This is a genomic window from Micromonospora sp. NBC_01739 (assembly GCF_035920385.1).
GTDB lineage: Bacteria > Actinomycetota > Actinomycetes > Mycobacteriales > Micromonosporaceae > Micromonospora.
In genome coordinates this window covers 3,839,965-3,863,920 of the sequence record NZ_CP109151.1, presented here as the reverse complement: position 1 = coordinate 3,863,920, position 23,956 = coordinate 3,839,965, and the positions used below count along the sequence as shown (strand labels likewise).

Annotated in this window: 26 protein-coding genes; 11 read left to right on the top strand and 15 right to left on the bottom strand. The window is 68.9% G+C overall.

Annotated features, from left to right (window positions below):
• Nucleotides 1-14 precede the first annotated feature (14 nt).
• From OIE53_RS17340 to OIE53_RS17305, 8 genes are all read right to left on the bottom strand, one after another.
• Complete coding sequence (locus OIE53_RS17340; RefSeq protein WP_327022584.1) at nt 15-308, bottom strand: hypothetical protein; 294 nt, start codon at nt 306-308, stop codon at nt 15-17.
• Nucleotides 308-598 carry a hypothetical protein gene (locus OIE53_RS17335; protein WP_327022583.1) on the bottom strand — a complete coding sequence of 97 codons (291 nt, stop codon included), beginning with the start codon at nt 596-598 and terminating at the stop codon, nt 308-310. Before OIE53_RS17335 ends, OIE53_RS17340 begins: the two co-directional genes overlap by 1 nt.
• Nucleotides 595-837 carry a hypothetical protein gene (locus OIE53_RS17330; protein WP_327022582.1) on the bottom strand — a complete coding sequence of 81 codons (243 nt, stop codon included), beginning with the start codon at nt 835-837 and terminating at the stop codon, nt 595-597. Before OIE53_RS17330 ends, OIE53_RS17335 begins: the two co-directional genes overlap by 4 nt.
• 142 nt (nt 838-979) lie before the next feature.
• Complete coding sequence (locus OIE53_RS17325) at nt 980-3,187, bottom strand: cell division protein FtsK (RefSeq protein ID WP_327022581.1); 2,208 nt, start codon at nt 3,185-3,187, stop codon at nt 980-982.
• A gap of 90 nt (nt 3,188-3,277) precedes the next feature.
• A complete protein-coding gene (locus tag OIE53_RS17320; protein WP_327022580.1) occupies nt 3,278-4,153 on the bottom strand; it encodes an ABC transporter permease in 876 nt (291 codons plus the stop codon).
• On the bottom strand, nt 4,153-4,461 hold the full coding sequence (locus tag OIE53_RS17315) for a hypothetical protein (RefSeq protein WP_327027251.1): 309 nt from the start codon (nt 4,459-4,461) through the stop codon (nt 4,153-4,155). The genes OIE53_RS17320 and OIE53_RS17315 overlap by 1 nt, the downstream gene beginning before the upstream one ends.
• Before the next feature lie 29 nt (nt 4,462-4,490).
• Complete coding sequence (locus OIE53_RS17310) at nt 4,491-4,865, bottom strand: RRQRL motif-containing zinc-binding protein (RefSeq protein WP_327022579.1); 375 nt, start codon at nt 4,863-4,865, stop codon at nt 4,491-4,493.
• Nucleotides 4,865-5,113 (bottom strand): DUF6284 family protein, encoded by a 249-nt coding sequence (locus OIE53_RS17305; RefSeq protein ID WP_327022578.1) that lies wholly within the window; start codon nt 5,111-5,113, stop codon nt 4,865-4,867. The genes OIE53_RS17310 and OIE53_RS17305 overlap by 1 nt, the downstream gene beginning before the upstream one ends.
• Before the next feature lie 118 nt (nt 5,114-5,231).
• Here OIE53_RS17305 and OIE53_RS17300 point away from each other — a divergent pair, with 118 nt between their 5' ends.
• The 4 genes from OIE53_RS17300 to OIE53_RS17285 all read left to right on the top strand — a co-directional run bounded on the left by OIE53_RS17300 (nt 5,232) and on the right by OIE53_RS17285 (nt 9,295).
• Nucleotides 5,232-5,645, top strand: a complete 414-nt coding sequence (locus OIE53_RS17300; protein ID WP_327022577.1) for a hypothetical protein — start codon at nt 5,232-5,234, stop codon at nt 5,643-5,645.
• A gap of 200 nt (nt 5,646-5,845) precedes the next feature.
• A complete protein-coding gene (locus OIE53_RS17295; protein ID WP_327022576.1) occupies nt 5,846-7,207 on the top strand; it encodes a helix-turn-helix domain-containing protein in 1,362 nt (453 codons plus the stop codon).
• A gap of 1 nt (nt 7,208) precedes the next feature.
• The gene (locus tag OIE53_RS17290) at nt 7,209-8,147 is read left to right on the top strand and encodes an NAD-dependent epimerase/dehydratase family protein (protein ID WP_327022575.1); all 939 of its coding nucleotides are present in this window, start codon (nt 7,209-7,211) and stop codon (nt 8,145-8,147) included.
• 281 nt (nt 8,148-8,428) lie between these two features.
• Complete coding sequence (locus OIE53_RS17285) at nt 8,429-9,295, top strand: hypothetical protein (protein WP_327022574.1); 867 nt, start codon at nt 8,429-8,431, stop codon at nt 9,293-9,295.
• A 123-nt stretch (nt 9,296-9,418) separates the two neighbouring features.
• On the opposite strand, the gene OIE53_RS17280 is transcribed toward OIE53_RS17285, so the two are convergent.
• From OIE53_RS17280 to OIE53_RS17270, 3 genes are all read right to left on the bottom strand, one after another.
• Complete coding sequence (locus OIE53_RS17280) at nt 9,419-10,129, bottom strand: hypothetical protein (protein ID WP_327022573.1); 711 nt, start codon at nt 10,127-10,129, stop codon at nt 9,419-9,421.
• 517 nt (nt 10,130-10,646) lie between these two features.
• Nucleotides 10,647-11,933, bottom strand: a complete 1,287-nt coding sequence (locus OIE53_RS17275; RefSeq protein ID WP_327022572.1) for a hypothetical protein — start codon at nt 11,931-11,933, stop codon at nt 10,647-10,649.
• A gap of 188 nt (nt 11,934-12,121) precedes the next feature.
• Entirely contained in the window at nt 12,122-12,715 is a 594-nt protein-coding gene (locus OIE53_RS17270) for a TetR/AcrR family transcriptional regulator (protein WP_393337468.1), read from the bottom strand.
• 79 nt (nt 12,716-12,794) lie between these two features.
• Between OIE53_RS17270 and OIE53_RS17265 the strand changes: the two genes are divergently transcribed.
• Nucleotides 12,795-13,703, top strand: a complete 909-nt coding sequence (locus OIE53_RS17265) for an alpha/beta hydrolase family protein (RefSeq protein ID WP_327022570.1) — start codon at nt 12,795-12,797, stop codon at nt 13,701-13,703.
• 90 nt (nt 13,704-13,793) lie between these two features.
• Nucleotides 13,794-14,762 carry an aldo/keto reductase gene (locus OIE53_RS17260; RefSeq protein WP_327022569.1) on the top strand — a complete coding sequence of 323 codons (969 nt, stop codon included), beginning with the start codon at nt 13,794-13,796 and terminating at the stop codon, nt 14,760-14,762.
• A gap of 24 nt (nt 14,763-14,786) precedes the next feature.
• Here OIE53_RS17260 and OIE53_RS17255 read toward each other — a convergent pair whose 3' ends face one another.
• Nucleotides 14,787-15,242, bottom strand: a complete 456-nt coding sequence (locus OIE53_RS17255) for a GNAT family N-acetyltransferase (protein WP_327022568.1) — start codon at nt 15,240-15,242, stop codon at nt 14,787-14,789.
• A gap of 82 nt (nt 15,243-15,324) precedes the next feature.
• On the opposite strand from OIE53_RS17255, the gene OIE53_RS17250 reads away from it, so the two are divergent.
• Nucleotides 15,325-15,903, top strand: a complete 579-nt coding sequence (locus OIE53_RS17250) for a TetR/AcrR family transcriptional regulator (RefSeq protein WP_327022567.1) — start codon at nt 15,325-15,327, stop codon at nt 15,901-15,903.
• 8 nt (nt 15,904-15,911) lie between these two features.
• Here OIE53_RS17250 and OIE53_RS17245 read toward each other — a convergent pair whose 3' ends face one another.
• Entirely contained in the window at nt 15,912-16,310 is a 399-nt protein-coding gene (locus OIE53_RS17245; protein ID WP_327022566.1) for a carboxypeptidase-like regulatory domain-containing protein, read from the bottom strand.
• A 238-nt stretch (nt 16,311-16,548) separates the two neighbouring features.
• On the opposite strand from OIE53_RS17245, the gene OIE53_RS17240 reads away from it, so the two are divergent.
• Nucleotides 16,549-17,976, top strand: a complete 1,428-nt coding sequence (locus OIE53_RS17240) for a sigma 54-interacting transcriptional regulator (protein WP_327022565.1) — start codon at nt 16,549-16,551, stop codon at nt 17,974-17,976.
• 2 nt (nt 17,977-17,978) lie between these two features.
• Nucleotides 17,979-19,931 (top strand): vWA domain-containing protein, encoded by a 1,953-nt coding sequence (locus OIE53_RS17235; protein ID WP_327022564.1) that lies wholly within the window; start codon nt 17,979-17,981, stop codon nt 19,929-19,931.
• A gap of 13 nt (nt 19,932-19,944) precedes the next feature.
• On the opposite strand, the gene OIE53_RS17230 is transcribed toward OIE53_RS17235, so the two are convergent.
• Both OIE53_RS17230 and OIE53_RS17225 read right to left on the bottom strand, forming a co-directional pair.
• Entirely contained in the window at nt 19,945-20,640 is a 696-nt protein-coding gene (locus OIE53_RS17230) for an RICIN domain-containing protein (RefSeq protein ID WP_327022563.1), read from the bottom strand.
• Nucleotides 20,641-20,697: 57 nt separating this feature from the next.
• Complete coding sequence (locus tag OIE53_RS17225; protein ID WP_327022562.1) at nt 20,698-20,982, bottom strand: DUF427 domain-containing protein; 285 nt, start codon at nt 20,980-20,982, stop codon at nt 20,698-20,700.
• Between the two features lie 106 nt (nt 20,983-21,088).
• Between OIE53_RS17225 and OIE53_RS17220 the strand changes: the two genes are divergently transcribed.
• Both OIE53_RS17220 and OIE53_RS17215 read left to right on the top strand, forming a co-directional pair.
• Nucleotides 21,089-22,471: an FAD-binding oxidoreductase gene (locus OIE53_RS17220; protein ID WP_327022561.1), complete on the top strand. Its 1,383-nt coding sequence runs from the start codon at nt 21,089-21,091 to the stop codon at nt 22,469-22,471.
• A 52-nt stretch (nt 22,472-22,523) separates the two neighbouring features.
• A complete protein-coding gene (locus tag OIE53_RS17215) occupies nt 22,524-23,867 on the top strand; it encodes a class I SAM-dependent methyltransferase (protein WP_327022560.1) in 1,344 nt (447 codons plus the stop codon).
• The last annotated feature ends 89 nt before the right edge of the window (nt 23,868-23,956 follow it).

The window sequence follows — 23,956 nt, the reverse complement described above, 5'->3', positions numbered from 1 at the left end:
GTGGTGTCTCCTGATCAGGCGGTCTTACAGCGGGCGGTGTCGAGGTCGAGCAGCGCCGCACGGCCGGTGGCCGGCGTGCGGCCGGACGGGCGAGCGGCGGTGGCGATGGACAGGCGTAGGTAGAGGCGGTGCCGGCCGGCGTCGGTGCCGGTGAGCGGGCGGCGGGTGCCCCGTTGGGTGAGTCGTCCGGCGGCGGCGAGCGCGGTTACTGCGGCGTCCAGCTCGGCGGGGGTGCCGGTGAGCCAGACCTCCAACCCGGACAGCCGGGCATCACGTGGGGAAGCGCCGTCGCGGCGCGGCCCGGCCATCAGGCGGCCCGCCGAGGTCGGGGCCGTGCCGCGATGGCGGCGCGGGTCACGGCCTGGCGCACGTCGTCGAGCAGTCCGACCAACTGACGGCGGGCGGCCAGTTCGGTCGGGGCGAGGGCGACCCGGATGCGGATTTCGGCGTGGTCGCGGCCGGCGGCGGTCCGCACGCGCACGAGCACGGCACGCGCCCGACCGGGGATGTCGACCACGATTTCATCGGAGCGATGTTCGCCGAGGCCGCATCGGTGGTCCCGGCCGCACCATGGCGTGTGCTGGTCGCGGCCGGTCACTGGTGGCCTGCCCGGTACTCGGTGCGGATGTACTCGATCAGCCGGCGGCCGAGGCGCGGCCGGCGGCCGGTGCCGTGGCAGCGGTGGCATTCGTGCGGGGCGCGGATGATGAGTCCGCGTCGTTCGCCGGTGCCGTGGCAGGCGCGGCAGCGTGGCATAGGCGCGGCGTAGCAGAGGATCAGGTGCCACGCTGCGTAACCGGTGGCGGTGAGGCTAGCTAGTAGGGCGAGGGTGACCACAGAACGCCTCCCAAGGCCGTTTCAGGGTGCAGACAGGTCACGCCGCTAGGGACTAGGGCGCTGATCAGGATTCGGATTGGTCGCTAGTGGTGCCGCTAGGTCTAGCGGGGCTGGCCGCTAGACCTAGCGGCGATCGGTGCGGCTAGCTGGCGGCCCGCCCACCCTGCTCGCGATCACGCTTGGTGATCGCGGTGAGGATGTGCGCGCGGTCGATACCGCGCCGGTTGGCTCCTTTGCCGGTGTCGGGGTCGGTGCCCCATACCTGTCCGGTGGTGACGCCGTACGGCTTCAACGCGGCGGTCAGTTGCTCCCGCGTCAAACCCGCGTACACCTCCGGCCGCAGCCCGGCGAGCCGTTCGCAGACCACCTCGGACCACAGCTTGGCCTCGCTGTCGGACATGACGGCGGCGATGTCGTCCAGCAGCGTGTCCCGGCGCACGGCGGTGGTGTCCATGGTCTGCCCGGCCGCGTGGCCGGTGAGGGTGCCAGCCTGCTCCCGTAGGGTGCGGGCGCGGCGGATGACCTGCTCGGCGGTCGGCCCGTCGATGTAGAACGTCCGGGTGATCGTCGGGTCATCACCCTCACCGGCGAGATAGCCGATACCCCGATCCCGCCGAGAGAACATGGTCGCCTTGATACCGGCCTTGTGCATCGACGTGCCCAGCACCATGTCGTTCTCGGTGTGACCCATGACCTTGAGGCAGAACCGCAGCACCGCATTGGCGCTGATGCCGGTCGGCAGACTCTTCGCGTCCGGCCGCTGCGTGGCCAGGATCAGCGTGATCCCGGCGGCCGGGCCACGCTTGATCAGGTCCGTGCAGATCTCCTCGAACTCATCGCCGTACTTCGGGTGTTCGAACCACACCTGACACTCGTCAACGCCGATCACGATCGGCTGCAAGCCCAGCTTGCGGGTGCTGGCCAGGTCGGGGGTGACCTTGTTTTCCGGGCACAGGTCACGCGGCAGTTCCCGAATCACCTTCGTCCGGCGGCGTAGCTCGGTGCGGATTTCGCGCATGGCAGCCAGGCCGTAGGCGATGTCTTCGTCTTCGTCACCGGCGCGGTAGCGGTGGCTGATCGGCTCCAACGGCGACAGGTCACCGGTGCCCTTCAAGTCGAAGGCGAGGATCCAGGCGCGGGGGTCGAGTGCCGCGCCGAGCATGGCCAGACGCAGGGAGAACGTCTTACCCATACGCGGGATGCTGCCCACGATCATCGACGCGAACATCAGCGTTAGCGTGACGGCCCGGCCGCGTGGGTCGGTGCCGAACGGGAACGGCTTGAACAGATCCACCGCACCCGACTTGAGCAGCGGCCAAGGGTTCTGCTTCGACCGGGACAGATCCTTGTCGGCGACGAACAGGACCAGGCGGCCGGGGTGTACCTCGGCGTTGGCCTCGGGCCACACACAGCCGAGCGGGCGGGTGAGCGCGGCGGCCAACTCCTCCCGCTTCTCGACCACCGCCGAGGCCGTCACCCCGCGCGGCAACTCCACGTCGGCACGCCAGCCAGTGCCGTTCTCCCGCTGGATCGGCGCGGGGAACCACCGCTTGCCGGTGTCGCCTCGACGTAGTGCCTGGTTGATGCCGGAGATGTTCAACGCGGCCAAGGCACGCACGACCTCATCCGAGGTCAACGGCGTGACCGGGCTGCGCACCACCGCCGTGTCGAGCAGCGGCCGGTCAGCCGGTGCGCCGAGCACCCCGAACACCACCACCACACCCGCCAGGGTGGCGACCACGGTGGCGGCCGGCGCCGTCACGAGCAGACCAACGCCGACCAGCAGCACGGCCCCGGTGGGAACGGCGGTCAGACCACGCCACCGCACCCGCCGATCCCGCTGCCGGGCAAGGGTTTGATACAGCCGGGCCTCTTCCGGACGGTCGATGGCGGCGCGGACCACGGATTGGCGAACCGGTTCGCCTTCCAGGTCGAACAACCACCGCACGTAGCCACGGGTGACCCGGTAGACGCCGACCGGCGCACGCCACGCCAGCTTGCCGACGTACTTCGGCACCCGAAGCAGGTGGTAGCCGGCGGCGTGCGCGGCCAGCCCGGTGGCCCACGCCAGGTTGCCGGCGAACTCGGTACGGGAGCGTAGCCAGCCGGGCAGGATCGGCCGACGCTGCGCGTCGCGGAACCCGGCCAGAGTGAACCGCGGGCGACGCTGCGCGTCGATGCTGTCGACCAGCATCGGCCCACCCTCGGCGGTGTCGTCGTCGCCGAGGTCGACACCAGCGCGGCGGGAACGGGCCGCGTCCAGGTCGACCACCTCGGCATCCGGCCCGGTGGCGTTCAGATCGGCTTCTGCGGCGTGCCAGTCGAAACGGTCGTCATCGGGGGCAGTCATGATGGGGGTTCCTCCAACGGTCTACGGATCAGCAGGGGGACCGGCGGCACAGCGCGGTTCCTAGGCCAAGGGCTGTGCCGCCGGGCGAAACTAGTCGTGCGAGCGAACGAGGTGCGCCAGCGCGGCACCCATGCCGAGCACCGCCACCGGCAGGCAGGCAACGGCGGTGGTGATCCACCACGGAGCTATCTGCACTCCGGCAGCGACGAGCAGGTGATACGCCACCTGGCCGAGCGCGCCGACCAGCAGTGAGGCGATGGCCGACCACTTCGCGAACTGCCGCGCCCGGTCCGGGACCCGGCCGGACAGCCATACGTAGAGGGCGTAAGCGCCGTAGGTTTCGACGCCGATCGGGAGCGTGATGGCGGTGTTGATGGCGAACCCGTCGGCGATACCGGGTAGCGGGTGCACCACCCCGAATCCGGTGAGTCCGCCGAGTCCGACCCACCCGGACCAGATAGCCACGAACGCCGGCAACGCGAGCAGAATGACCGGCCAGACCACCGCCGGACGGTCCGGCTTGTCGCTGGCCGGTGGGGTGGGTGCGTCCGGGTGACCGACCGGCGTGGCCTCGGCGACCGGCTCGGCGGGTGCGATCTTCGGCGGCTCGGCGGGCAGTGGCGTGTGCACGGGCATGGCCGGTACCGGGGCCGGGTCCGGGCCGATCGGCTCGGCGTAGTCCAACCGAGGCACCACCGGGCTACCGGTGCCGGTGTCGGGTGCCAGTAGGGCACCCCGGACGGCCATCGCCGAGCGGAGGGTATCGGTGCGGGCCCGCTCGGCGTGCTCGGACTTGAGCCGGGCCAACAGCTCATCGGCCTTCGGCGCACCGATGCGGAACTCCCGCATCAACCGGTTACGCGACGGGAACTCCTGCCCGTCCGGCAAATTTAGGGCGCGGGCGGCGGGCAACAGCTTCTCGATGGGCTGCGGGTAGCGGGTGCCGTTGATCGTGGGTGCGGTCATCAGGCCACCGCCAGCGCGGCGAGCCGGTCAACGGTGGCCGGGTCGAGGTCAGGGCCGGCGGTGTACTCCTTGGCGTGGGCGTAGATCTCCCACCCGTGCAAGGTCGGGTAGGCGTACATCACCTGCCAGGGGCGGCCGTCGTCGCTGGCGCCGGTGTGCTCGGCGGTGAGCGTGTCCGGGGTGTTGAGTCCGGCCAGGTGAAGCCAGGACCGTAGTTCGGCGATGCGGTCGAAAGATACCGCCAGGGCTACGCCGTCGGTGTGGGTGCGGATCTCCGTCGGGTCGGCCAACAGCAGGATGTCAGCCATCACGGCACGTCGGGACTTACGGGGGGTGTTCACGCGGACTCTCCTTCGGGGTAGGCGCAGTCGACGCACTCGCCGAGCGAGCGCGGGATGCAGTACGGCCGGACCACGCCGCAGGTCGGGCAGGTACGGCGGGCGATCAGGGCGGCGGCGATGGCGCGCAGTTGGGCGGGGGTGGCGGTGCGCTTAGGCCGGGCCAGGTCGACCCGGTACAGGTAGGCGGTACGGGTGCCACCGACACCGCGCCAGAGAATCTGCGCGGCGACTGGTTGGCCACCGGGGCGTAGGCCGGCGGCACGGAGTTGACGGCGGGTGGCGTAGCCCGGCGGCGCGCCGCGCCACCAGTAGGTAGGGATGCCGTACTTCAAGCCGTCCGGGTCGTAGTAGGCGGCACGGATACGGGACATCAGGCCGCGCGCTGCGGGCCGGTGGTGCGGGTGGCCACCTCGGCGGCGGCACGGGTCACGCGGGCCTCGGCCCGGCGCAGCCTGCGCCAGTCCAGGGCGGTCGGGCCGCCGTGGTCCTCGGCGTAGATCAGGGTGATCTGCGCGTCCAACACGTCCAACTCGGCGGCGATCAACGGCCACTCGGCGTCGATCGCGGCCAGGTCGGCGGCGGTCGGTTCAGCGGTGACGGCAACGAGGCGTTTCCTCACGGGAACCTCCGGCTAGTGGAGCTGATTTAAGCGCTAAAATTAGCGCCGAAGTTGTGCGTTGTCAACAAGGGGAGGGGCTAGGATCGGCGGATCAGTCAGTCAGACAAGGGGGCATCGGGTGGAGGATTGGCAGGCTGTGGCCAGCGCAATCAACGGCCGGATGGCCGAGTTGCCGTTGACTCAGCAGGAACTGGCAGAGAGATCCAAGGTGTCCGTTGCGACCCTGCGCGAGTTGCAGTACGCCAAGGCGAACCGGAAGCGTTCGACCCGCACCCTTGCTGCGATCTCTCAGGCGCTGGACTGGCCGGATGGCTACCTGCAAGCGGTTCTGACAGGTGCCACGCCCTCCGAGAGCCGTAAGGGTGCCGAGATGCCGGACAGTTCCTCGCTCGTGCTTGCCCGACTCGATCAGCTCCATGCCGAGGTACGGCGGTTGGCCGATGCCGTTGAGCGGATCGCGGTCGATGTCGGTCATGCGGACAAGGACACCAGTTCCCGGCGCGCACCCAAACGCCGTGCTGACGGCAGCTAGGGCGCATCCGCTAGGCATCGACTAGGCACGCTGGGCCTGACCGAGCGTTGCCGAAGCCGGAGGGAAGGAAAGAGTTGCCTGCTCGGGCCAGAGACGCCACGCCCAATCTCGCGCTCTACAACTTGCGTGATGCGGCGGGTGAGACGCAACAGGACGTGGCCGATGCCGTAAACCGCCTCGGCGCGGGACGCGGAAAGAGGTTGGCCGTCACAGCCAACCAGGTCAGCCGATGGGAACGCGGCATCACTTTTCCGTCTGCCCTCTACCGGCAGCTGCTCGCCGAGCACTTCGGCGTCAGCGTGCAAGACCTTGGCCTGACCAGGCAGCGCATCGTGCCGCAGCAGGAAGAGAATCCTGAGACCGACGCGGGAGGCTTTGCCATCCATCCAGAGCCCGCATCTCATCCCCATGTCGAGGGAAGCCAGGAAGAGTGGCGGGCCGTCCGGCGGACGCTGAACGCTTACCGCGTCCAGCTCGCCCGCGAGGCGGCCCGGCTGTACGAGCCAGAGCATCGGGTAGGGGATAGCGGACTGATCGCAGCACCGGCTTGGCTGCCGGCGGTACCGATCGAGCTGGGGCAGTTCGGGATCGCGCACGCGGCGGATGGAGCCTCGCCGGTGGTTGCTGGCACCGAGGATGCAGCGGCAGCCGTTCGCCCGCTAGCTGTCGACGGTCGGCGACACCAGCGCTACAGCCTCGCCCTCCGGGATGTCGAACAGCCTCGGCTCTTTGAGAACCGACTTGCGTGGCACCTCACCGACGTTGATTGGAGTCAACCCGAGCGAGCGCTGACATTCTCGACCGGCACCTACTTCGGTGCCGTCGATGTCGCCGAGGCGCTGGCTCATGAGATGGCCATGTTTCATGTGGCTGGCGATGGAAGTGGAATCCTTCCGGCGTCCTGGCGCAACTTGGCGTTCCGGAGGCTGGTCGGCGATCCGTTCACGCCTAGCCGTCGGGCAACGGCGTCGTCAACCGACACGTTGACGCTTCGAGTAGATGAAGACGGGGTTTCTTTCGTTCTGCATAACCGCGCTGCCGGGAACGTCGCAGTGGCTGGCGGGATGTTGCATATCATGCCCGCCGGAGTCTTTCAGCCGTCGAGTATCCTTCCTGCTGCACAGGATGCCGATTTCACCCTGTGGCGCAACATGATGCGGGAGTACAGCGAGGAATTTCTAGGCAACCCTGAGCATGGCGGTGAGGGAGAGCCGGCGGACTACGCTGCTGAACCGTTGGCCTCCTTTGACCGCGCGTACGCTGCTGGCGGGGTCCGTGTCTACTGCCTCGGCGTGGCGCTTGATGCACTCACGCTGTGGGGCGAGATCCTGACCGTAGCGGTCTTCGACGGCCCGACCTACGACCGGCTATTCGCCGATATGGTCAGCGCCAACGCCGAAGGGACCGTGGTCGTGACTGGCCGAGCAAAGCCTACGTCCGCGCTGCCGTTCACCCGTCACACCATTGACGAACTCACAGCCAGCGGCCGGCTAGCTCCGGCAGCCGCCGGATGCATTCAACTCGCGTGGGAGCATCGTCGCACCATTCTAGGGAGAGGCTGACATGCACGTACTGGTTACCGGTGGCCTCGGATTCCTGGGACACGCTGTCACACTCGACTTGCTTGCAGCCGGACACCGGGTCACTGTGATGAGTCGGGGTCGGACAGAGGCCAAGCCACCTGCCGGCGGTGAGTTGGTGATTGGGGATATCCGAGATCGCGAGCGTGTTGCCGAGATCGTCAAGGAGAACGAATACGACGGGGTGGTGCACCTCGCTGCCCTGACCAGCGGCCGAGACTCCCTGACTGATCCGCTCAGCTACTTCGACGTGAACACAGCAGGGACTCTTAACCTGCTTGTGGCGCTGGACGCAATGCGGGAGACACGCGCCCCCGCTTCCCTGGTCTTCGCCTCCACCAATATCGTTTACGGATCGCAGTACAGCGGCGGACTTTCGGAAGATCTCGATGTGCGTCCCGAAAGCCCATACGCCGCGTCAAAGGTTGCGGCGGAACAGATGGTGTCAGCCTACGCAGCGACTGGCGCAATTGGCGCAGTTATTGTCCGGCCCTTCAACATCGCGGGTTCCGTGGACGGGGTAGGGGATACCGATCCGGCTCGCATCATCCCCAACGTCTTTCGGGCCATCACCGGTCAGCGTGATCACGTCACGCTCAACGGCGACGGGTCAGCGGTCCGTGACTTCGTGCACCTAGCCGATGTAGCAAGCGGTATTCGGCTCGCTCTGTTGGCCTGTACGCCAGGCCGCAACCGGACCATCAATCTTGGATCAGGCATCGGGACGAGCATGGCCGCAGTGGTCGCCACCGCCGAGCAGGTCACCGGCCACCCGGTAGCGGTACGGCACATGCCGCCCAAGCCTGAGCCGCCGAAGCTGGTGGCTGACATCAGCCGCGCACGCGCCGATCTCAACTGGCGACCGACTAGATCTGGCCTGAGCGAGATGCTCGCCGACGCCTGGGAGGCGTGGCACCGCTGATTCGTAGGTTCACGGGTTCTGGTCCAGACAGGACGTCGGATGGTATCGGTCCCAGTGCCGTTTGGACTTCAAGTGCTCGGGATGTCACCCGCGTCACTAGTGTCACCGGGCGTGCTTTGAGCTGCGGAGACGCTTCGGGGACTCCGGTGACGCCTCGGTGACACGCCTGCGACGGCCGCGGAGGCAACCAGAGGGTGGGCCGAGGCAGGCGGGATAGCACAGTCGGTGGCCTTCAGTCATCATGGAGTTCCATTCACTTGAGACGTGTCGGGAGAGCGCCGGTGGTCATTGCTGTGGAGTGGTACGAGGCGGCAGGATTTTGGGTGACCACTGCCGGTGTTTTGCTCGCTACGACAATCGGAACTATTTCCATATCGGCCACCTATCGGGCGGCGGTCCCGAAGCGTCGACTGGTTTACGGAGTAACGACCAATATTCCCATGCTGCGAGTGTCTGATCAGGAATTGGATGGAGAAGATATTCGAGTAATGATCGGCGACGAGGTTCTAAAGAACCCGACGTTTGTTGAGGTTCGCATCGCGAATTATGGTCGACGTGACATCCCCAGTCAACTTTTTGATAAGGGAGAGCCGCTGCAGATCCACCTGAAATCTGTGCTAGTTCGGCCCGTGGGGTATGTCTGCAACCTGCCGAATGTGCCAACTCCGACGCTGACTGCAGACGAGAGAAGCGTATGTATTGGTCCCTCCCTGCTTGCAGCGGGCCAGATCATCGTTTTGCGAATGATGGTCGACGGTGCACCGAACCCGACGCTGTCAAGTCCGCTGATTGACACCAAGATCGACGAGATTCACGCCCTGCGTGGCAAGTGGAGGCGCCTGCGCTTTCGAATTCTTGTCAGTGCATTGCTTGTCGGTATTGTTGGCTCGTCGGCTAATGCTGTGCAACTCATGCGATCCATTGAGGATTCAGTCGAAGAGCTGAACGCTTCCCTCTTGATCGTGCCTGCGACTACCGCGATCCTTTTGTTCTGTCTAATTCTGTTGGCGAGGATCGTATCCCGAATAAGTGACCGGCTTTGGTTGAAGTTCGATATTGATTCATCGTCGATTATCTCCGACTATGACGAGGAAGACCTCTTCATCCCTATTTCCGAAGGTTCAAATAGTTCGGTTAATCGAAGCTGACGATAGCGTGAAATGTCGACAACCGGCCATCAACGACGTGAGGCCAAGAGTCAGCGTGGCCAAGCCCGGGAGTCGGAGTCGGTGGACCGTTTAGACAGATTAGCCCAGCTGCTGGCTTGGCTCTCACTGACGGCTGGTGGTTCCTTCAGAACAGGGATCGGGCACCGCCATCGAGCCTTCGACTGCCGGCACCCCTCGATATATGTCACCCGCTGCATGGGTGCCGCCCCTTGCTAGATTCTCCTTCGCCCGTCTAGCTACATTCCGAAGCTTCACTCTGGAGCGAACTTGATCCTCTTCCCAGCTATCCCAGTCGGTTAGCCCGTCGTCGTTCGGGTCATCGATATATGCCAACTCAATAAGTAATGCCACGGTACGTCGAATGCGGCGAAGTTGCTGCCGTCTTAAGAGTGCGCTTCTAACAGGATGCCATATGGCGTCCGTGAGAAGCTCATGACTCCCTTCGACAACAGCGGCCGTGTCGGAATCTAGTGCGCCGCCCCGTAGCGGCTGGCCCTCCATGTCGACGTACTTTTCTACGCTCCGCTGGGTAGAATAGAACGCAACCCCCGCCAAGTTGATATACGTCCGCACTACCTCCTTATGGATGCCGGCACTAAGGGCTACAGCTTCAAGTCGTTCGGTTGCTCTTATGAACTGCCTTTCCGCCTCCGCGTCCTTCGTCGTGCACCAGCGTTGTTGTTCAACCTGCGAGAGGTGTTCACGAACGGCACTGCGAGCAATCCGCTTCTCTTTAGCATGGGTCAGTAGGGGGATAATGGCACCGCCAAGAGCTCCGCCAATGAGAGTTTGGAGGATCCCAGTGAAGTCCACTGCAAGTTCTCCCTTGCGCCGTTCTCGCCTAGTGCAGTATGGCAGGCACTGCCACGCACCAAGCCTCACGGCTGCATGCCTGCCCTCACCTCAAGGAACGACCTTGCTGGGTGCTCGATGCGGCAAGATCCGAAGCGTGCACGGAGTTGGCGGGCTTGCTATCTGATCGTCTGCCGGACGTAAGCCTCGGTAGGGCAGGGGATGCCAGTAGGAGCAGGCTTCTTCCTAAGCCGTGTGTTTGTGCGGCCGGGGCGACGTCCTGGAGGTGTGCCAGATTCGTGCCAGAAAGAAAGGTCACGGCGGGGGGTGACGGGCGCTAGCAGGGACAGTGAGTTCGGTGCTGCAGGTCAAATCGCTAGCAGGCTGAGGCGGCTTGAGAGATCCCCCCTGGCAGTGTGGGGGTCAGGGGTTCGAGTCCCCTCGGCTCCACCCGAGCGAAAGCCCTGGTGGGAGACAGTGTCTCCCACCAGGGCTTTTGTCATTCGGGGCGGCCCCGAGCAGCTGACTCCACCATCGGCTATTCCGTCGGTGTCCTGCGGAGGGCGGGCGACATCAGGCCCATGGCGACGGCAGCCGTGCCCGCCACCAGCCAGATCCGGTAGGGGTCGAGCGGCCAATCGGCCCGATCGATGCTGAACGACACGAGCAGCCCGCCGACGAAGAGCCCGACCTGAAGCGACGTAGATGCCACGACGTCGAGCAACGTCAGGGCCCGGACCGAGGTGGTTTCGTCGACGTCCCGGTGTGCCCGTTCGAGCATGGCCAGAAGGATCGTGAGGTTGGCTGCCGACGCCACGGCCAGGGCCGCGACGGTGATCACCTGCTCGGCGGTCCCGTCGACCGGTGCCCGCACGACGGCGAGGGCGACGGTGGCGGTCAGCAGCACCAGACCGGCTTGCCAGGCATAGCGGCCGAGGTTCGTGTGGCGGGACCGCCAGGAGGCGGCGGCGAGGAGTGCTCCACCGAGCTGCACCGCCCCGAGCAGCCCGAGGTTGGCGCCGGGCCACAGGACCTTGTCGGCGTAGACGAGGAAGAGCGGCCAGGCGGCGGCCAGCCCGGCGACGGCGAGGATCAGGTAGATCCGCCGCATGGTGGGTGAGAGCGTGGGCCGGTTTCCGCGAAGGGGCGTGTCGAGGTCGCGCTCCACCGGTCGGTTCGGAGCCGGGATGCCGCGGGCGGCGACAGCTAGCAGCAGGGCGACGGCGCCGATGACCGCGAACATCGCCGTACGCAGCACGGGGCCGCCCGAGCCGTACAGCAGGACCGCACCGGCCACGATCAGGCCGCCGGCGGCCCTGCCCCAGGAGTTCACCCGCTGGCGTTCCTGGCTGACGAGGCCGTAGTTCAGCAGTGGCTGCCACGAGGGGGCGTAGAGCACCGACAAGTTGATCTCCGCCGTGACCGTGACGGCGAGGGCGATGAGGGCGAAACCTCCGCCGACCACGTCCAGACCCACGAGCACCGCCAAAACTGCGCATTCGACGGCGGCGACGAGGAAGAAGAGTTGGAGGTTGCGGCCGGCCCGCCACAACGGCAGGCGAGCGGCGAGCATCTGGATGGGCACGGAGAGCAGGCCCATGGCGAAGGCCAGACCGATGGTCCCGGGATCGAGGCCGAGGTCCTCGACAGCGGCGATCTGGAAGATGGCGCCGCCGTCGAGCCCGAGCGCGGAGCCGAGGGTCGGCATCGTCAGGGCGACGGCGAAGAACCGCCAGAGCCGTCCGCGCCCGGGTACGTCGCCGGTGTCTTCGGGCGCGTTCTTGAGCCCGGTTCGGCGTCGCCGAGCGGTGGTGCGGCCGTTCAACGGTCTCCTCCCACCCCATTCGCGATGAGCAGATTGGGGACAGGCGACGTCGGGCCGAAGTAGCGGTGTGCCAACGCAGATCATCCTCTGGTGTGGTCGGAGGCTTCCCATCGATCGGCTCGACGATTCTTCCAGACTCCGCCTCCTCCTGCCCGCCCTCTCCGGAACGGTCCTGGAGGCGCTGGGCCTCACCGGGCGCTGCGGCATCCGACGAGCAGGCGGGCCACCATGTCCTGCGCCTGGGCCCGCTCGTAGCCCGGGCCGAGGATGCACAGGTTCCCCACCGCGCGCATGAGGGTGTACGCGGTCACGCCGGGGTCGATCTCGCCTGCGGAGACACCTGCGGCGATCAACGACGCGCAGGCCGGGACGAGCTCGTCGAGCATCAGCGAATGCAGGGTGAGCAGGCTCGGGTCGTCGGACTGCAGGGCGACCCCCAGCCCGTGCTTGGTCACCAGGAACTCCACGAAGGCCCCGATCCAGCGCGTCAGGGCCTCGCCGGGCGCGATGTCCTCTCGCTGCAGTGCCGAGGCCAGCGCCACGCACTCCTCGATCTGGTGGCGGTACACCGCGGTGACCAGTTCGGCGCGGTTCGGGAAGTGGCGGTAGACCGTGCCGAGACCCACTCCGGCCCGTCCGGCGATGTCCCGGATGGGTGCCTGCACTCCCTGCTCCACGAAGACCGCCGCAGCGGCGGCGAGAAGTGTCTCGCGGGTGCGGCGTACGCCTGCCTCGCGTGCCCCGGGCGACTCGGTCACGGTTCCTCCTTGTTGGCGGAACATTGTTCCGCTAGCTTTGACGGAACGGTGTTCCGCCAATTGTGGCAGGCGCCCTCCCCACGGCAGAGGAAGCAGCGACATCATGCACCTGCACCAACTCGCCCAGCAGATCATGGCGATCAAGCCCGTCCCCGTGCCCACCACCGGACGTGACTTCGACCTGGCGGTCAAGGTCACCGCCCCGGTTTCCGGCCACGACCTCCCAGTGCTCGTGTTCTCGCACGGCAACGCCTGGTCCATGGACGCCTACGAGCCGCTCGTCGACCGGTGGGCCGCCACCGGCTTCGTCGTCGTCCAGCCGACCCACCTCGACTCCCGCCGCCACGGCCTGGGGTTCGACGACCCGCGATTCGGCACCATCTGGCGAGTCCGAATCGCCGACCTGCACGCCGTCCTGGACAACCTCGACGACATCCTCGGCCGAGCGGGGCTGGCCGGCCGCACCGACCGGGAGCGTGTCGCCGCCGTCGGGCACTCCTGGGGTGGTCAGAGCGTCGGCACCCTCCTCGGTGCCCGGGTGCTCGACGCCGACGGCACGCCCGGGGAGGATTTCTCCCATCCCTTGGTCAAGGCCGGGGCGCTGCTCACCGCGACCGGTACCGGCGACTCGCTGACCCCCTTCGCGGTGGAGCATCTGCCGTTCATGCGGCCGGACTTCTCCACCATGACCACGCCGGCCCTCGTCGTCGCGGGCGGCAAGGACCAGTCGGCGATGTCCACCCGTGGGCCGGACTGGTTCACCGACGCCTACCACCTCAGCCCCACGCCCAAGAGCCTGTTCACCATCACCGACGGTGAACACACCCTCGGTGGGGTGGCCGGCGAGCAGGTAGCCGAGACCAGCGACGAGGATCCCGCCCGCGTGGCCCTGGTAGCCGAGGCGGTCGCCGGCTACATCCTGGACACCTTCGGCCTTGACGGTACGACCTGGAAAGCCCTCACCGAAGGCGCTGCGGCCGGCGGCGGCGCCTACCACGTCGAGCGCAAGTGAGCCCTGGTGCCACCCGGCCGCAGTGTGCCGACCCCGTTGCGTTGGGCTGATCCGTGTTGGGGTCGGGTGGTGACGGGTACCGTTCCAGCCATGCGCTACGTGCGGCTCGACACCCCGAAACCCCTGTCCAAGATCGGCCTAGGCACCTGGCAGTTCGGGTCGCGGGAGTGGGGGTACGGCCCGGACTACGAGAAGTTGGCGGGGGCCATCGTCCGGCGGGCGGTCGAGTTGGGCGTCACCCTCTTCGACACCGCAGAGCTGTACGGTTTCGGCCGCAGCGAGCGGATTCTCGGTGCCGCCCTGACCGAGGCCCGGGACAAGGTCACCGTCGCTACCAAGATATTTCCGGTGCTGCCGGTGGCCGCCGTGGTGCAGCAGCGGGCGGTAGCCTCGGCGGCCCGGCTAGGGACCACCAGCATCGATCTCTACCAGGTGCATCAGCCCAACCCGGTGGTCAGCGATCAGAACACCATGCGGGGGATGCGGGCCCTGCAGGAGGTCGGCCTGGTCGCCGAGGTGGGGGTGAGCAACTACAGCCTGCGTCGCTGGCAGGTCGCCGAGGCCGCGCTGGGCCGTCGGGTGTTGAGCAACCAGGTGCGCTACAGCCTGATCGACCGCAAGCCGGAGGACGACCTCCTGCCGTACGCGGAGCAGGCCGGTCGCCTGGTCATCGCGTACAGCCCGTTGGCGCAGGGGTTCCTCTCCGGGCGGTACGACGCGAATCATCCGCCGGTCGGGGCGGTGCGCCGGGCCAACCCGTACTTTCTGCCGGAGAACCTGGAGCGCGGCACCGCCCTGATCGAGACCCTGCGTCAGGTGGCCGCCGCGCACGACGCCACCCCCAGCCAGATCGCCCTGGCGTACGTGTTGCGGCACCCCAACGTGGTGGCGATTCCGGGGGCCTCCACGGTGGAGCAGGTGGAACGCAACGCCGCCGCCGCGGAGATCGACCTGGCCGAGGACGAGTACGCCGCTCTGGTCAACGCGGCGCGGGCGTTCCGCCCGGTCACCGGGCTGGCCGCCGTACCGGGAATGCTCCGGGCCCGCGCCGGACGCTGACCAGCAGCCAGCGACGAGGGCCGGTCAGGGTAGGTCGCGGGCGTAGCAGAGGGACAACGGCGCTCCCCGGTACGGGCCGAAGTTGTCGATGCGGTGGTAGCCCTCCCGCTCGTAGAAGCGCATGGCCTCGGGCTGGGCGGTGCCGGTCTCCAGCAGCAGGGTGCGTACGCCCAGCTCGCGGGCCCGCTGCTCCAGGGCGCGCAGGATGGCGACGGCGACCCCGGTGCCCCGGGCGGCCGGGACGACGTACATCCGTTTGATCTCGGCGGAGTCGGGGGTCAGCAGTCGTAGGCCGCCGCAGCCCACGGCGGTGCCGTCGGCGTCGCGGGCGACCAGGAAGACCGGGACGCTGGCGGCGGTGGGTTCCTCGCCCGGTTCGTGGTTGTCGTTGCCGTAGCGGGCGTCGAGTTCGACGCGCTGCGCCTCGCGCAGCCGGACCGCGTCGGTGGACTCCCACGGCTCCTGGTCGACGAGGACCATGACGACCTTCCTTCCGCCCAGACTCCGTAACAAGCGTTACCGTAACGTACGCTACGGATCGGCTCTCCCGGAAGGGGTACGGATGGCCAGACGACGTGACCTGGTCGACCAGCAGCAACGGCTGTCGGCCGCCACCTGGTCGGTGCTGGCCGAGCGGGGTCTGCCCGGCCTGACCCTGCGGGCGGTAGCCGAGCGGGCCGGCTGCACCACCGGGATGGTCCTGCACACCTTCGCCGACAAGCAGGCTCTGCTGGTGCACGCCCGGGAACTGCTGCACCGGCGTACCGGCCAGCAGGCCGACGCGGCGCAGGCGGCCGCGGACAGCCCTCGGGCGGCGCTACGGGCCGTGCTGTGGCAGGCGGCCTCGCCGACCGAGGAGAAGCGGGAGCAGGCACGGGTGTGGGTGGGTTTCCTGGCCGCAGCCCTGGCCGACCCGGTCCTGGCCGAGCTGCACCGCTCCTACAACCGCCGGTTCGTCGACCGGATCGCCGCTCTGGTCGCCGAGGCACGGCCGGACCGGTCGCCGACCGACTGTACGGCCACCGCGACCAGTCTGGTGGCCCTGGTCGAGGGGCTGAACGTGCTGGCGGCCGTCGATCCGGCCGTCTACTCCGACCAGGCCCAGCGCGAGGCCATCGACACCGCCCTGGCCACCCTCTGATCCCCTGCTCAGGGGAGGGTGAAGTCCAGCCGGACCACTCCACCGGCGGTGACGGTAGCGGTCTGCGGATCGCTGTCCTGCTCGTCCCTGCTGATCACGATCTCGTAGCGGCCCGGCAGGAGTCGCCACTCGTACTGCCCGGTGTCCCCGGTGAGCACCCCGATCTCCGGGATCGCCGGCGCCGGGTCGTCCAGGGGTTTGACCTGGACGGCGGCTCTCTCGACGGGGGCGCCGGCGGCGGTGGTGACGGTGCCGGTCACGATGCCGGTCGTCTCGTCCATGGTCGAGGGCGGTGCCGGGCCGTCGTCCGAGACCGGGCGATCACCGCCGACCATCAGCAGGCTCGCCCCGATCAACAGCGGCGTGGCGATCAGGAGTATGAGCACCCCGAGGCGCTTCCTGCTCATGACTGCTCCCCTCCAGACATCCACGACGATAGCTGAATGCGCCGCCCGGGTCACCGGTTCCACACCGGTCGATGTCGATCCCTGTCTCATGCGCCGCTACGTTCGGTTTCGGACAGATCGCGTACCGCATTGATCGTCTTTGTGGTCCGCGCCGCCACCCGGGGCTTGCGATATCGACAATCCGACCCCGCTTCGGTGAGCGGACCTGATCGCGGTGAGTGCGAGCTAGCGTGGTCTGGTGAGCAGCTTTCCGGCAACTCCGATCCCGTCGCCCGATCTACCCGCCACCCTCGGCGCGTTACGCGCCGCCGGATGGCGATACCGCACCGTCAAGCAGGAGTTGCGGGACAACCTGCTGGCCCGGATGCGGGAAGGTGCGCCACGCTTCGCCGGCATCGTCGGGTACGACGACACCGTGCTGCCCGAGGTGGAACGGGCGCTGCTGGCCGGACACGACATGGTGCTGCTCGGCGAACGTGGACAGGGCAAGACCCGGCTGATCCGGTCCCTGGTGGAGCTGCTGGACGAGTGGACCCCGGTGATCGCCGGATCGGTGCTCAACGAGCACCCCCTGCACCCGGTCACCCCGTCATCCCGGGCGCTGGTCGCCGAGGCCGGCGACGACCTGCCGGTCGGCTGGCTGCACCGCTCGATGCGCTACGGCGAGAAGCTGGCCACCCCGGACACCAGCGTCGGCGACCTGATCGGCGACGTAGACCCCATCCGGCTGGCGCAGGGGCGCACCCTAGGCGACCCGGAGACGATCCACTTCGGTCTGGTGCCGCGTACCAACCGGGGCATCTTCGCGGTCAACGAGCTGCCCGACCTGGCCGAGCGGATCCAGGTGGCGTTGCTCAACGTGCTGGAGGAACGGGACATCCAGGTACGCGGCTACCAGCTGCGGCTGCCGCTGGACCTGCTCCTGGTGGCCAGCGCCAACCCGGAGGACTACACCAACCGGGGGCGGATCATCACCCCGCTCAAGGACCGGTTCGGCGCCGAGATCCGTACCCACTATCCGACCGACCTGGAGTTGGAGCTGGCGCTGATCCGGCAGGAGGCCGACCTGGTCGCCGAGGTGCCGGAGCACGTACTGGAGGTGCTGGCCCGGTTCGCCCGGGCGGTACGCGACTCGCCCTCGGTGGATCCCCGCTCGGGGGTCTCCGCCCGGTTCGCCATCGCCGCCGCGGAGACGGTCGCCGCCGCCGCGTTGCGCCGCGCCAGCCTGCTGGCCTCCGATGCCGAGGCGGTCGCGCGGGTGGGGGATGCGGTGTCGGTGACCTCCACCCTGCGCGGCAAGGTGGAGTTCGAGAGCGGGGAGGAGGGCCGGGAGGCCGAGATCCTCGGGCATCTGCTGCGTATCGCCACCGCGGAGACCTTCCGGGCCCGGCTGGCCGGGCTGGACCTGTCCGGATTCACCGCCCTGGTCGAGGACGGCAAGGCCATCGAGACCGGGGAGTTGGTCTCCGCGACCGACCTGCTGAGCCAGGTGGGCACGGTACCCGGCCTGGCCAAGGTGCTGGACCGGCTCGGTGTCGGGGACGCCCCGAGCCCCGGGCAGGCCGCCGCCGCGGTCGAGTTCGTCTTGGAAGGACTGCACCTGAGCCGTCGGCTGGGCAAGGACGTCACCGACTCGGGGCGGACCCGCTACGGCAGCCGGGACTGATCATGGCCGGCAACCGGTTCCGGTACGGGCAGTGGCGCGGCGGCCCCGACCCCCTGGCCCCGCCGTACGACGTGCAGGCCGCGGTGGATCAGGTGGGCCAGGAGGTGCTGGCCGGGGGCAGCCTGCGTCAGGCACTGCGTGACCTGCTGCGCCGAGGCCCCAAGGGGTCCCGCGGGCTGGACGAGTTGACCGCCCGGGCCCGCCGACTGCGGCGGGAAATGCTGCGTCGGGGCGAGCTGGACGGGGCGGTGACCCGGGCCCGGGGCCTGCTCGACCAGGCCCTGGCGGCCGAGCGGGACGAGTTGGCCAACCGGCAGGACGAGCAGGCCCGGTTCGCCGAGACCATGCTGGGCAACCTGCCCCGCTCCACCGCCCAGGCCGTACGGGAGCTGGCCGGCTACCAGTGGGCCAGCGACGAGGCCCGCCAGCTCTACCAGCGGATCCTCGACGGGCTGCGGGAGGAGGTGCTCGGCCAGCGGTTCGCGGGGCTGCGCGAGTCGGCGCAGTTGGCGGCCGACCCGGCCGTGCAGGAGCGGCTGGCCGAGATGATGCGGGACCTGAACGCCCTGCTGGCCCGGCACGCCCGCGCCGAGGACACCACGGACGCCTTCGCCGAGTTCATGCGCCGGCACGGCGAGTTCTTCCCGGAACGACCCGGGAACGTAGACGAACTGATCGAGCTGCTGGCCCGCCGGGCGGCGGCCGGGCAGCGGCTGATGAACTCGCTGTCCGAGCGGCAGCGTACGGAGCTGGCCGAGCTGATGCGGCAGTCCCTCGGTGACCGGCTGGCCGGGGAGTTGGCCGCGCTGGAGCAGAACCTGCGCTCCCTGCGACCGGACCTGCGCTGGGGGCGCGGCGAGCGGACCCAGGGCGGTCAACCCCTGGGGTACGGCGAGGCTACCGGGGTGCTCGACGAGGTGGCCGACCTGGATGACCTGCTGGACCAACTGGGCCAGGGGCACCCCGGGGCTACCCTCGACGACATCGACGTCGAGGCGGTCGCCCGGACGTTGGGTCGCGACGCCGCCGAGGACGTACGCCAGTTGCGGGAGTTGGAGCGTGAGCTGCGCCGGCAGGGGTGGGTGACCCGGGACGCCGAGGGGCTGACCCTCAGCCCGAAGGCGTTGCGCCGGCTAGGGGGCACCGCCCTGCGTCAGGTCTTCGCCGAGCTGACCGCCGGCCCGCGCGGGCGACACGACCTGCGTTCGGCGGGAGCCGCCGGGGAGGTCAGTGGGGCCTCCCGCCCCTGGGAGTACGGCGACGAGCAGCCCCTGGACGTGGTGCGTACCCTCACCCGGGCGGTGGCCCGGTCCGGCCCGGGGGTGCCGGTGCGGCTGGCGGTGTCGGACTTCGAGGTGGTCGAGACCGAGCGGCGGGCCGCCGCGGCGGTGGCCCTCTGCGTGGACCTGTCGTACTCGATGATCTCGCAGGGCCGGTGGGGGCCGATGAAGCAGACCGCGCTGGCCCTGGCCCACCTGATGGCCACCCGGTTCCCGCAGGACGCCCTGCAGATCATCGGATTCGGTCGAGAGGCGGCGACCCTGAGCCAACAGGAGTTGGCCGCGGTGGAGCCGGACCGGGCCCAGGGTACGAACCTTCAACACGCGCTGCGGTTGGCCGGTCGGCACCTGAGTCGTCATCCGGACGCCGAGCCGGTGGTGCTGGTGGTCACCGACGGGGAGCCCACCGCCCATCTGGATCCCGAGGACGGGGAGGCGGTGTTCTGCTGGCCGCCGCTACCGGAGACGATCGATGCGACGATCCGGGAGGTGGACCGGCTGGGTCGGCGCGGGGCTACCCTGAACCTGTTCATGCTCGGCGACGACCCCGGGCTGCGTCGGTTCGTCGACGCGGTGGCCCGCCGCAGCGGTGGCCGGGTCTTCACCCCGGACACCGAGGACCTGGGCGAGTACGTGGTCAGCGACTATCTGCGGGCCCGTCGAGGTCGGCGCTAGCTCCTTCTCCGGTTTACTGGAGGGTCCAGCGCTGGGCGGGGTTGCCGTCGCAGGGGGCCTGGACGAGGTCGTCGCCGGCCGCCGCGCCACCGCCGTTGACCTGGGCGCACTTGCCGCTGTGCACGGCGACCAGCAGGGCCGCGCCGCCGTCGACCGGCTGCAGGCGCCACTGCTGGTTGGCCTCACCGTGGCAGCGGAACTGCAACACCCGGGCGCCGTCGTCGCCGCTGCCGCCCTCGACGTCCAGGCACTGGTTGTACGCGGCGTTGGTCAGGGTGACCGTGTCCGGGCCGAACCGGTTGACCACCCACTGCTGTTCCGGCCCGCCGGTGCATCCGGCCAACTCGGCCAGGGCCATCTCCCCGGCACCGTCTAGCCCCAGGCACAGGCCCGAGCCGACACCCCGGACCACCCGCGTGCCGACCACCGGGTCCGGGGCGGGGGTGGGGGTGGGGCTCGCCGAAGGCGTGGCCTTGGGCTCCTCGACGGGGGTCAGGGTCGGTTCCGTCTCGGTCGGGCTGGGCGCTACCGGGCTGCTCAGCACCGTGGGGGAGGGCGGCGGATCACCGCCGAGCACCCCGGTGGCGAACAGCACCCCGACCAGGACGCCGACGAGTCCGACCCCCAGGGCCGTGCTCAGCAGCGGATCGCGGAGCAGACCCCGGCGCTGGGTGCCGTAGACCCGGCCCGATCCCTCGGTTTCCGACATGCCGGCATCCTGGTCCACGCCGGCCGGGCCGGGCCGACCACCCCCTGCCGCGGTGACTCAGTCGACGACCCGTACGTCCTTCCAGAAGGCCACCCGGTCGCGGACCATCTCCGCCTCCGGCAGCGGTTGTGGGTAGTACCAGACCGCGTCGGCGCTGGTCCGGCCCGCGTGTTCCAGGGTGTAGTAGGAGGCGGTGCCCTTCCATGGGCAGAAGGTGTGGGTGTCGGAGGCGCGGAGCAGGTCCTCCCGCAGGGCCGAGCGGGGGAAGTAGTGGTTGCCCTCCACCACCACGGTGTCCTCGCTCTCGGCGATGATCAGGTCGTTCCAGACAGCTTTCGGCATGACTCCAACGCTAGGTCGCCGCACCGTCGGCGGATACCGCAGACACGGCGAATCCGAAATGCCCTCAGGGACATCCCCACGCATCGTCGGCGCGTAAAGTGATCCCATGCACGCTGTGCGTGATCACGACTGGGCGGTTGCCCAGCTGCGACGGTCGTACCATGCGGTGCCACCGGGTCAACCGGTTCGGCTGGCCAAGCGCACCTCCAACCTGTTCCGTCCACGTAACGCACCCCGCACCACCGGGTTGGACGTCAGTGGGCTGGACGGGGTCCTGGGGGTCGACCCGGTCGCCCGCACCGCCGAGGTGCAGGGCATGTGCACCTACGAACGGCTGGTCGAGGCGACCCTGGCGTACGGGCTGATGCCCTTGGTGGTGCCCCAGTTGCGCACCATCACCCTGGGTGGGGCGGTGACCGGGCTGGGCATCGAGTCGACCTCCTTCCGCAACGGCCTGCCGCACGAGTCCGTCATCGAGCTGGACGTGCTGACCGGTGCCGGGGAGGTGATCAGTGCCCGGCCTGAGGGGGAGCACGCCGACCTGTTCGCGGCCTTCCCCAACTCGCTGGGCAGCCTCGGCTACGCCACCCGACTGCGCATCGAGCTCCAGCCGGTCCGCCGCTTCGTCGCCCTGCGCAATGTGCGCTTCACCGACCTGGCCGAGCTGACCGACGCGATCGGCCAGATCACGGCCGATCGCAGTTGGGAAGGGCAGCCGGTGGACGCCCTGGACGGGGTGATGTTCAGCCCCGAGGAGGCGTACCTGGTGCTGGGCACCTTCACCGACGAGGTGCCGGCGGTGTCCGACTACACCGGGCAGGAGATCTACTACCGCTCGTTGCGGCGACGCCGGGACGATGCGTTGACCACCCACGACTACCTGTGGCGCTGGGACACGGACTGGTTCTGGTGCTCGGCCGCCTTCGGGGTGCAGCATCCGGTGGTACGACGGCTGTGGCCGGCGCGGTGGCGGCGCAGCGACGTCTACCACCGCATCGTGCGCCTGGAGCACCGGCATCAGGTGGCCGCCCGGATCGACCGCTGGCGCGGCCAGCCGGCCCGGGAGCGAGTGGTGCAGGACGTGGAGATTCCGCTGGAGCGTACGGCGGAATTCCTGCACTGGTTCGCCGACCGGGTGCGGATGACCCCGGTGTGGTTGTGCCCGCTGCGGCTGCGTGAGCCGACGGGCGCCGGATCGGCCCGGTCCTGGCCCCTGTATCCACTACGGCCGGCGCAGGACTACGTCAACATCGGGTTCTGGGGAACTGTGCCGATCGCCGAGGGCGCCGCCGACGGCGACGTCAACCGGGAGATCGAGCGCGCGGTGTCGGAGGTGGGCGGGCACAAGTCGCTCTACTCCGACGCGTACTACGACCGGGATGCGTTCGACCGGCTCTACGGCGGCGACACATGGCGTGCCGTGCGGGACCGGTACGACCCGGAGCATCGCCTCACCGGACTGTACGAAAAGGCGGTAGCACGAGCATGAGCGAGCGAATCATCAGGCTCGGCGTGGATGCGGCGCGGAACGGAGTGCCGGCATGAGCCTGACGGACCGAGACCAGGGAACAGCCGGCGCCGCCGCCACCCCGCCGCCGGGGTCCGGGCGGCGCGGACCGACCGTGGCGGACGTCGTCCGGGCGGTCACCGCAGGACCCCTGCCGGTGCGGGTCACCGGCTACGACGGCAGCGCCATCGGGCCCACCGATTCCGGCATCACCCTGTCGATCCGCACCGAGCGAGGGCTGTCGTACCTGCTCACCGCTCCGGGTGACCTGGGCATGGCGCGGGCGTACGTCAGCGGGGATCTGGCCATCCAGGGGGTGCACCCGGGCGATCCCTACGAGGCGTTGCGGGTGTTCAAGGACGAGTTGCGGCTGCGCCCACCGGCCCTGGCCGAGGGGCTGGCCCTGGTACGCGAGCTGGGCTGGGAGCGCCTGCTGCCGCCGCCGCCCCCGCCGCAGGAGGCGGTGCCGCGCTGGAAGCGGGTGATGAGTGGGCTGCGGCATTCGCGCCTGCGCGACAGCAGCGCCATCTCCCACCACTACGACGTGTCCAACGCCTTCTACGAGAAGGTGTTGGGACCCTCGATGACCTACACCTGCGCGGTGTACCGCAGCCCCGACGACACCCTGGAACAGGCCCAGGCCAGCAAGTACGACCTGGTGGCGGGCAAGCTGGCGCTGCGCCCGGGGATGCGGCTGCTGGATGTGGGGTGCGGGTGGGGCGGCATGGTCCGGCACGCGGCCCGGGAGTACGGGGTCAAGGCCCTGGGGGTGACGTTGTCCCGGGCGCAGGCGCAGTGGGCCCAGGCCGCGATCGAGCGGGAGGGCTTGACCGGGCTGGCCGAGGTGCGGCACCTGGACTACCGGGACGCCCCACCCGAGCAGTTCGACGCGGTCTCCTCGATCGGCCTGACCGAGCACATCGGGGTCCGCAACTATCCGGCGTACTTCGGTGCCCTGGCCGACCGGCTGCGGCCGGAGGGGCGTCTGCTCAACCACTGCATCACCCGGGCGGACAACCGGGCGCCGCACCGCTCCGGAGCCTTCATCGACCGGTACGTCTTCCCGGACGGCGAGTTGGCCGGCCCGGGTCGGCTGATCAGCGAGATCCACGATGTCGGGCTGGAGGTGCACCATGAGGAGAACCTGCGCCAGCACTATGCCCTGACCCTGGCGGCCTGGTGCCGCAACCTGGTCGAGCACTGGGATTTCTGCGTCGGCGAGGTGGGCACCGGCACGGCCCGGGTGTGGGGGCTCTACATGGCCGGTTCGCGGTTGGCCTTCGAACGCAACGGCATCCAACTGCACCAGGTCGTGGCCACCCGCAACGGCCCCGACGGGGTGAACGGCTACCCGCTGCGCCCGGACTGGCTGGCCTGACCCACTGATCTCCTGACCTCCTGATCGATGAAGGCCGCGTCGGAATCGCCCGGCGCGGCCTTCGTCGAATCGATTGACAAACAGATTTT

Excerpts from the sequence above, each read along its gene's own strand:
- OIE53_RS17340 (WP_327022584.1), bottom strand. The coding sequence starts at position 308 with ATGGCCGGGCCGCGCCGCGACGGCGCTTCCCCACGTGATGCCCGGCTG.
- OIE53_RS17325 (WP_327022581.1), bottom strand. The coding sequence starts at position 3,187 with ATGACTGCCCCCGATGACGACCGTTTCGACTGGCACGCCGCAGAAGCC.
- OIE53_RS17320 (WP_327022580.1), bottom strand. The coding sequence starts at position 4,153 with ATGACCGCACCCACGATCAACGGCACCCGCTACCCGCAGCCCATCGAG.
- OIE53_RS17315 (WP_327027251.1), bottom strand. The coding sequence starts at position 4,461 with ATGGCTGACATCCTGCTGTTGGCCGACCCGACGGAGATCCGCACCCAC.
- OIE53_RS17310 (WP_327022579.1), bottom strand. The coding sequence starts at position 4,865 with ATGTCCCGTATCCGTGCCGCCTACTACGACCCGGACGGCTTGAAGTAC.
- OIE53_RS17290 (WP_327022575.1), top strand. The coding sequence starts at position 7,209 with ATGCACGTACTGGTTACCGGTGGCCTCGGATTCCTGGGACACGCTGTC.
- OIE53_RS17270 (WP_393337468.1), bottom strand. The coding sequence starts at position 12,715 with ATGTTCCGCCAACAAGGAGGAACCGTGACCGAGTCGCCCGGGGCACGC.
- OIE53_RS17265 (WP_327022570.1), top strand. The coding sequence starts at position 12,795 with ATGCACCTGCACCAACTCGCCCAGCAGATCATGGCGATCAAGCCCGTC.
- OIE53_RS17260 (WP_327022569.1), top strand. The coding sequence starts at position 13,794 with ATGCGCTACGTGCGGCTCGACACCCCGAAACCCCTGTCCAAGATCGGC.
- OIE53_RS17255 (WP_327022568.1), bottom strand. The coding sequence starts at position 15,242 with ATGGTCCTCGTCGACCAGGAGCCGTGGGAGTCCACCGACGCGGTCCGG.
- OIE53_RS17250 (WP_327022567.1), top strand. The coding sequence starts at position 15,325 with ATGGCCAGACGACGTGACCTGGTCGACCAGCAGCAACGGCTGTCGGCC.
- OIE53_RS17245 (WP_327022566.1), bottom strand. The coding sequence starts at position 16,310 with ATGAGCAGGAAGCGCCTCGGGGTGCTCATACTCCTGATCGCCACGCCG.
- OIE53_RS17235 (WP_327022564.1), top strand. The coding sequence starts at position 17,979 with ATGGCCGGCAACCGGTTCCGGTACGGGCAGTGGCGCGGCGGCCCCGAC.
- OIE53_RS17230 (WP_327022563.1), bottom strand. The coding sequence starts at position 20,640 with ATGTCGGAAACCGAGGGATCGGGCCGGGTCTACGGCACCCAGCGCCGG.
- OIE53_RS17225 (WP_327022562.1), bottom strand. The coding sequence starts at position 20,982 with ATGCCGAAAGCTGTCTGGAACGACCTGATCATCGCCGAGAGCGAGGAC.
- OIE53_RS17220 (WP_327022561.1), top strand. The coding sequence starts at position 21,089 with ATGCACGCTGTGCGTGATCACGACTGGGCGGTTGCCCAGCTGCGACGG.
- OIE53_RS17215 (WP_327022560.1), top strand. The coding sequence starts at position 22,524 with ATGAGCCTGACGGACCGAGACCAGGGAACAGCCGGCGCCGCCGCCACC.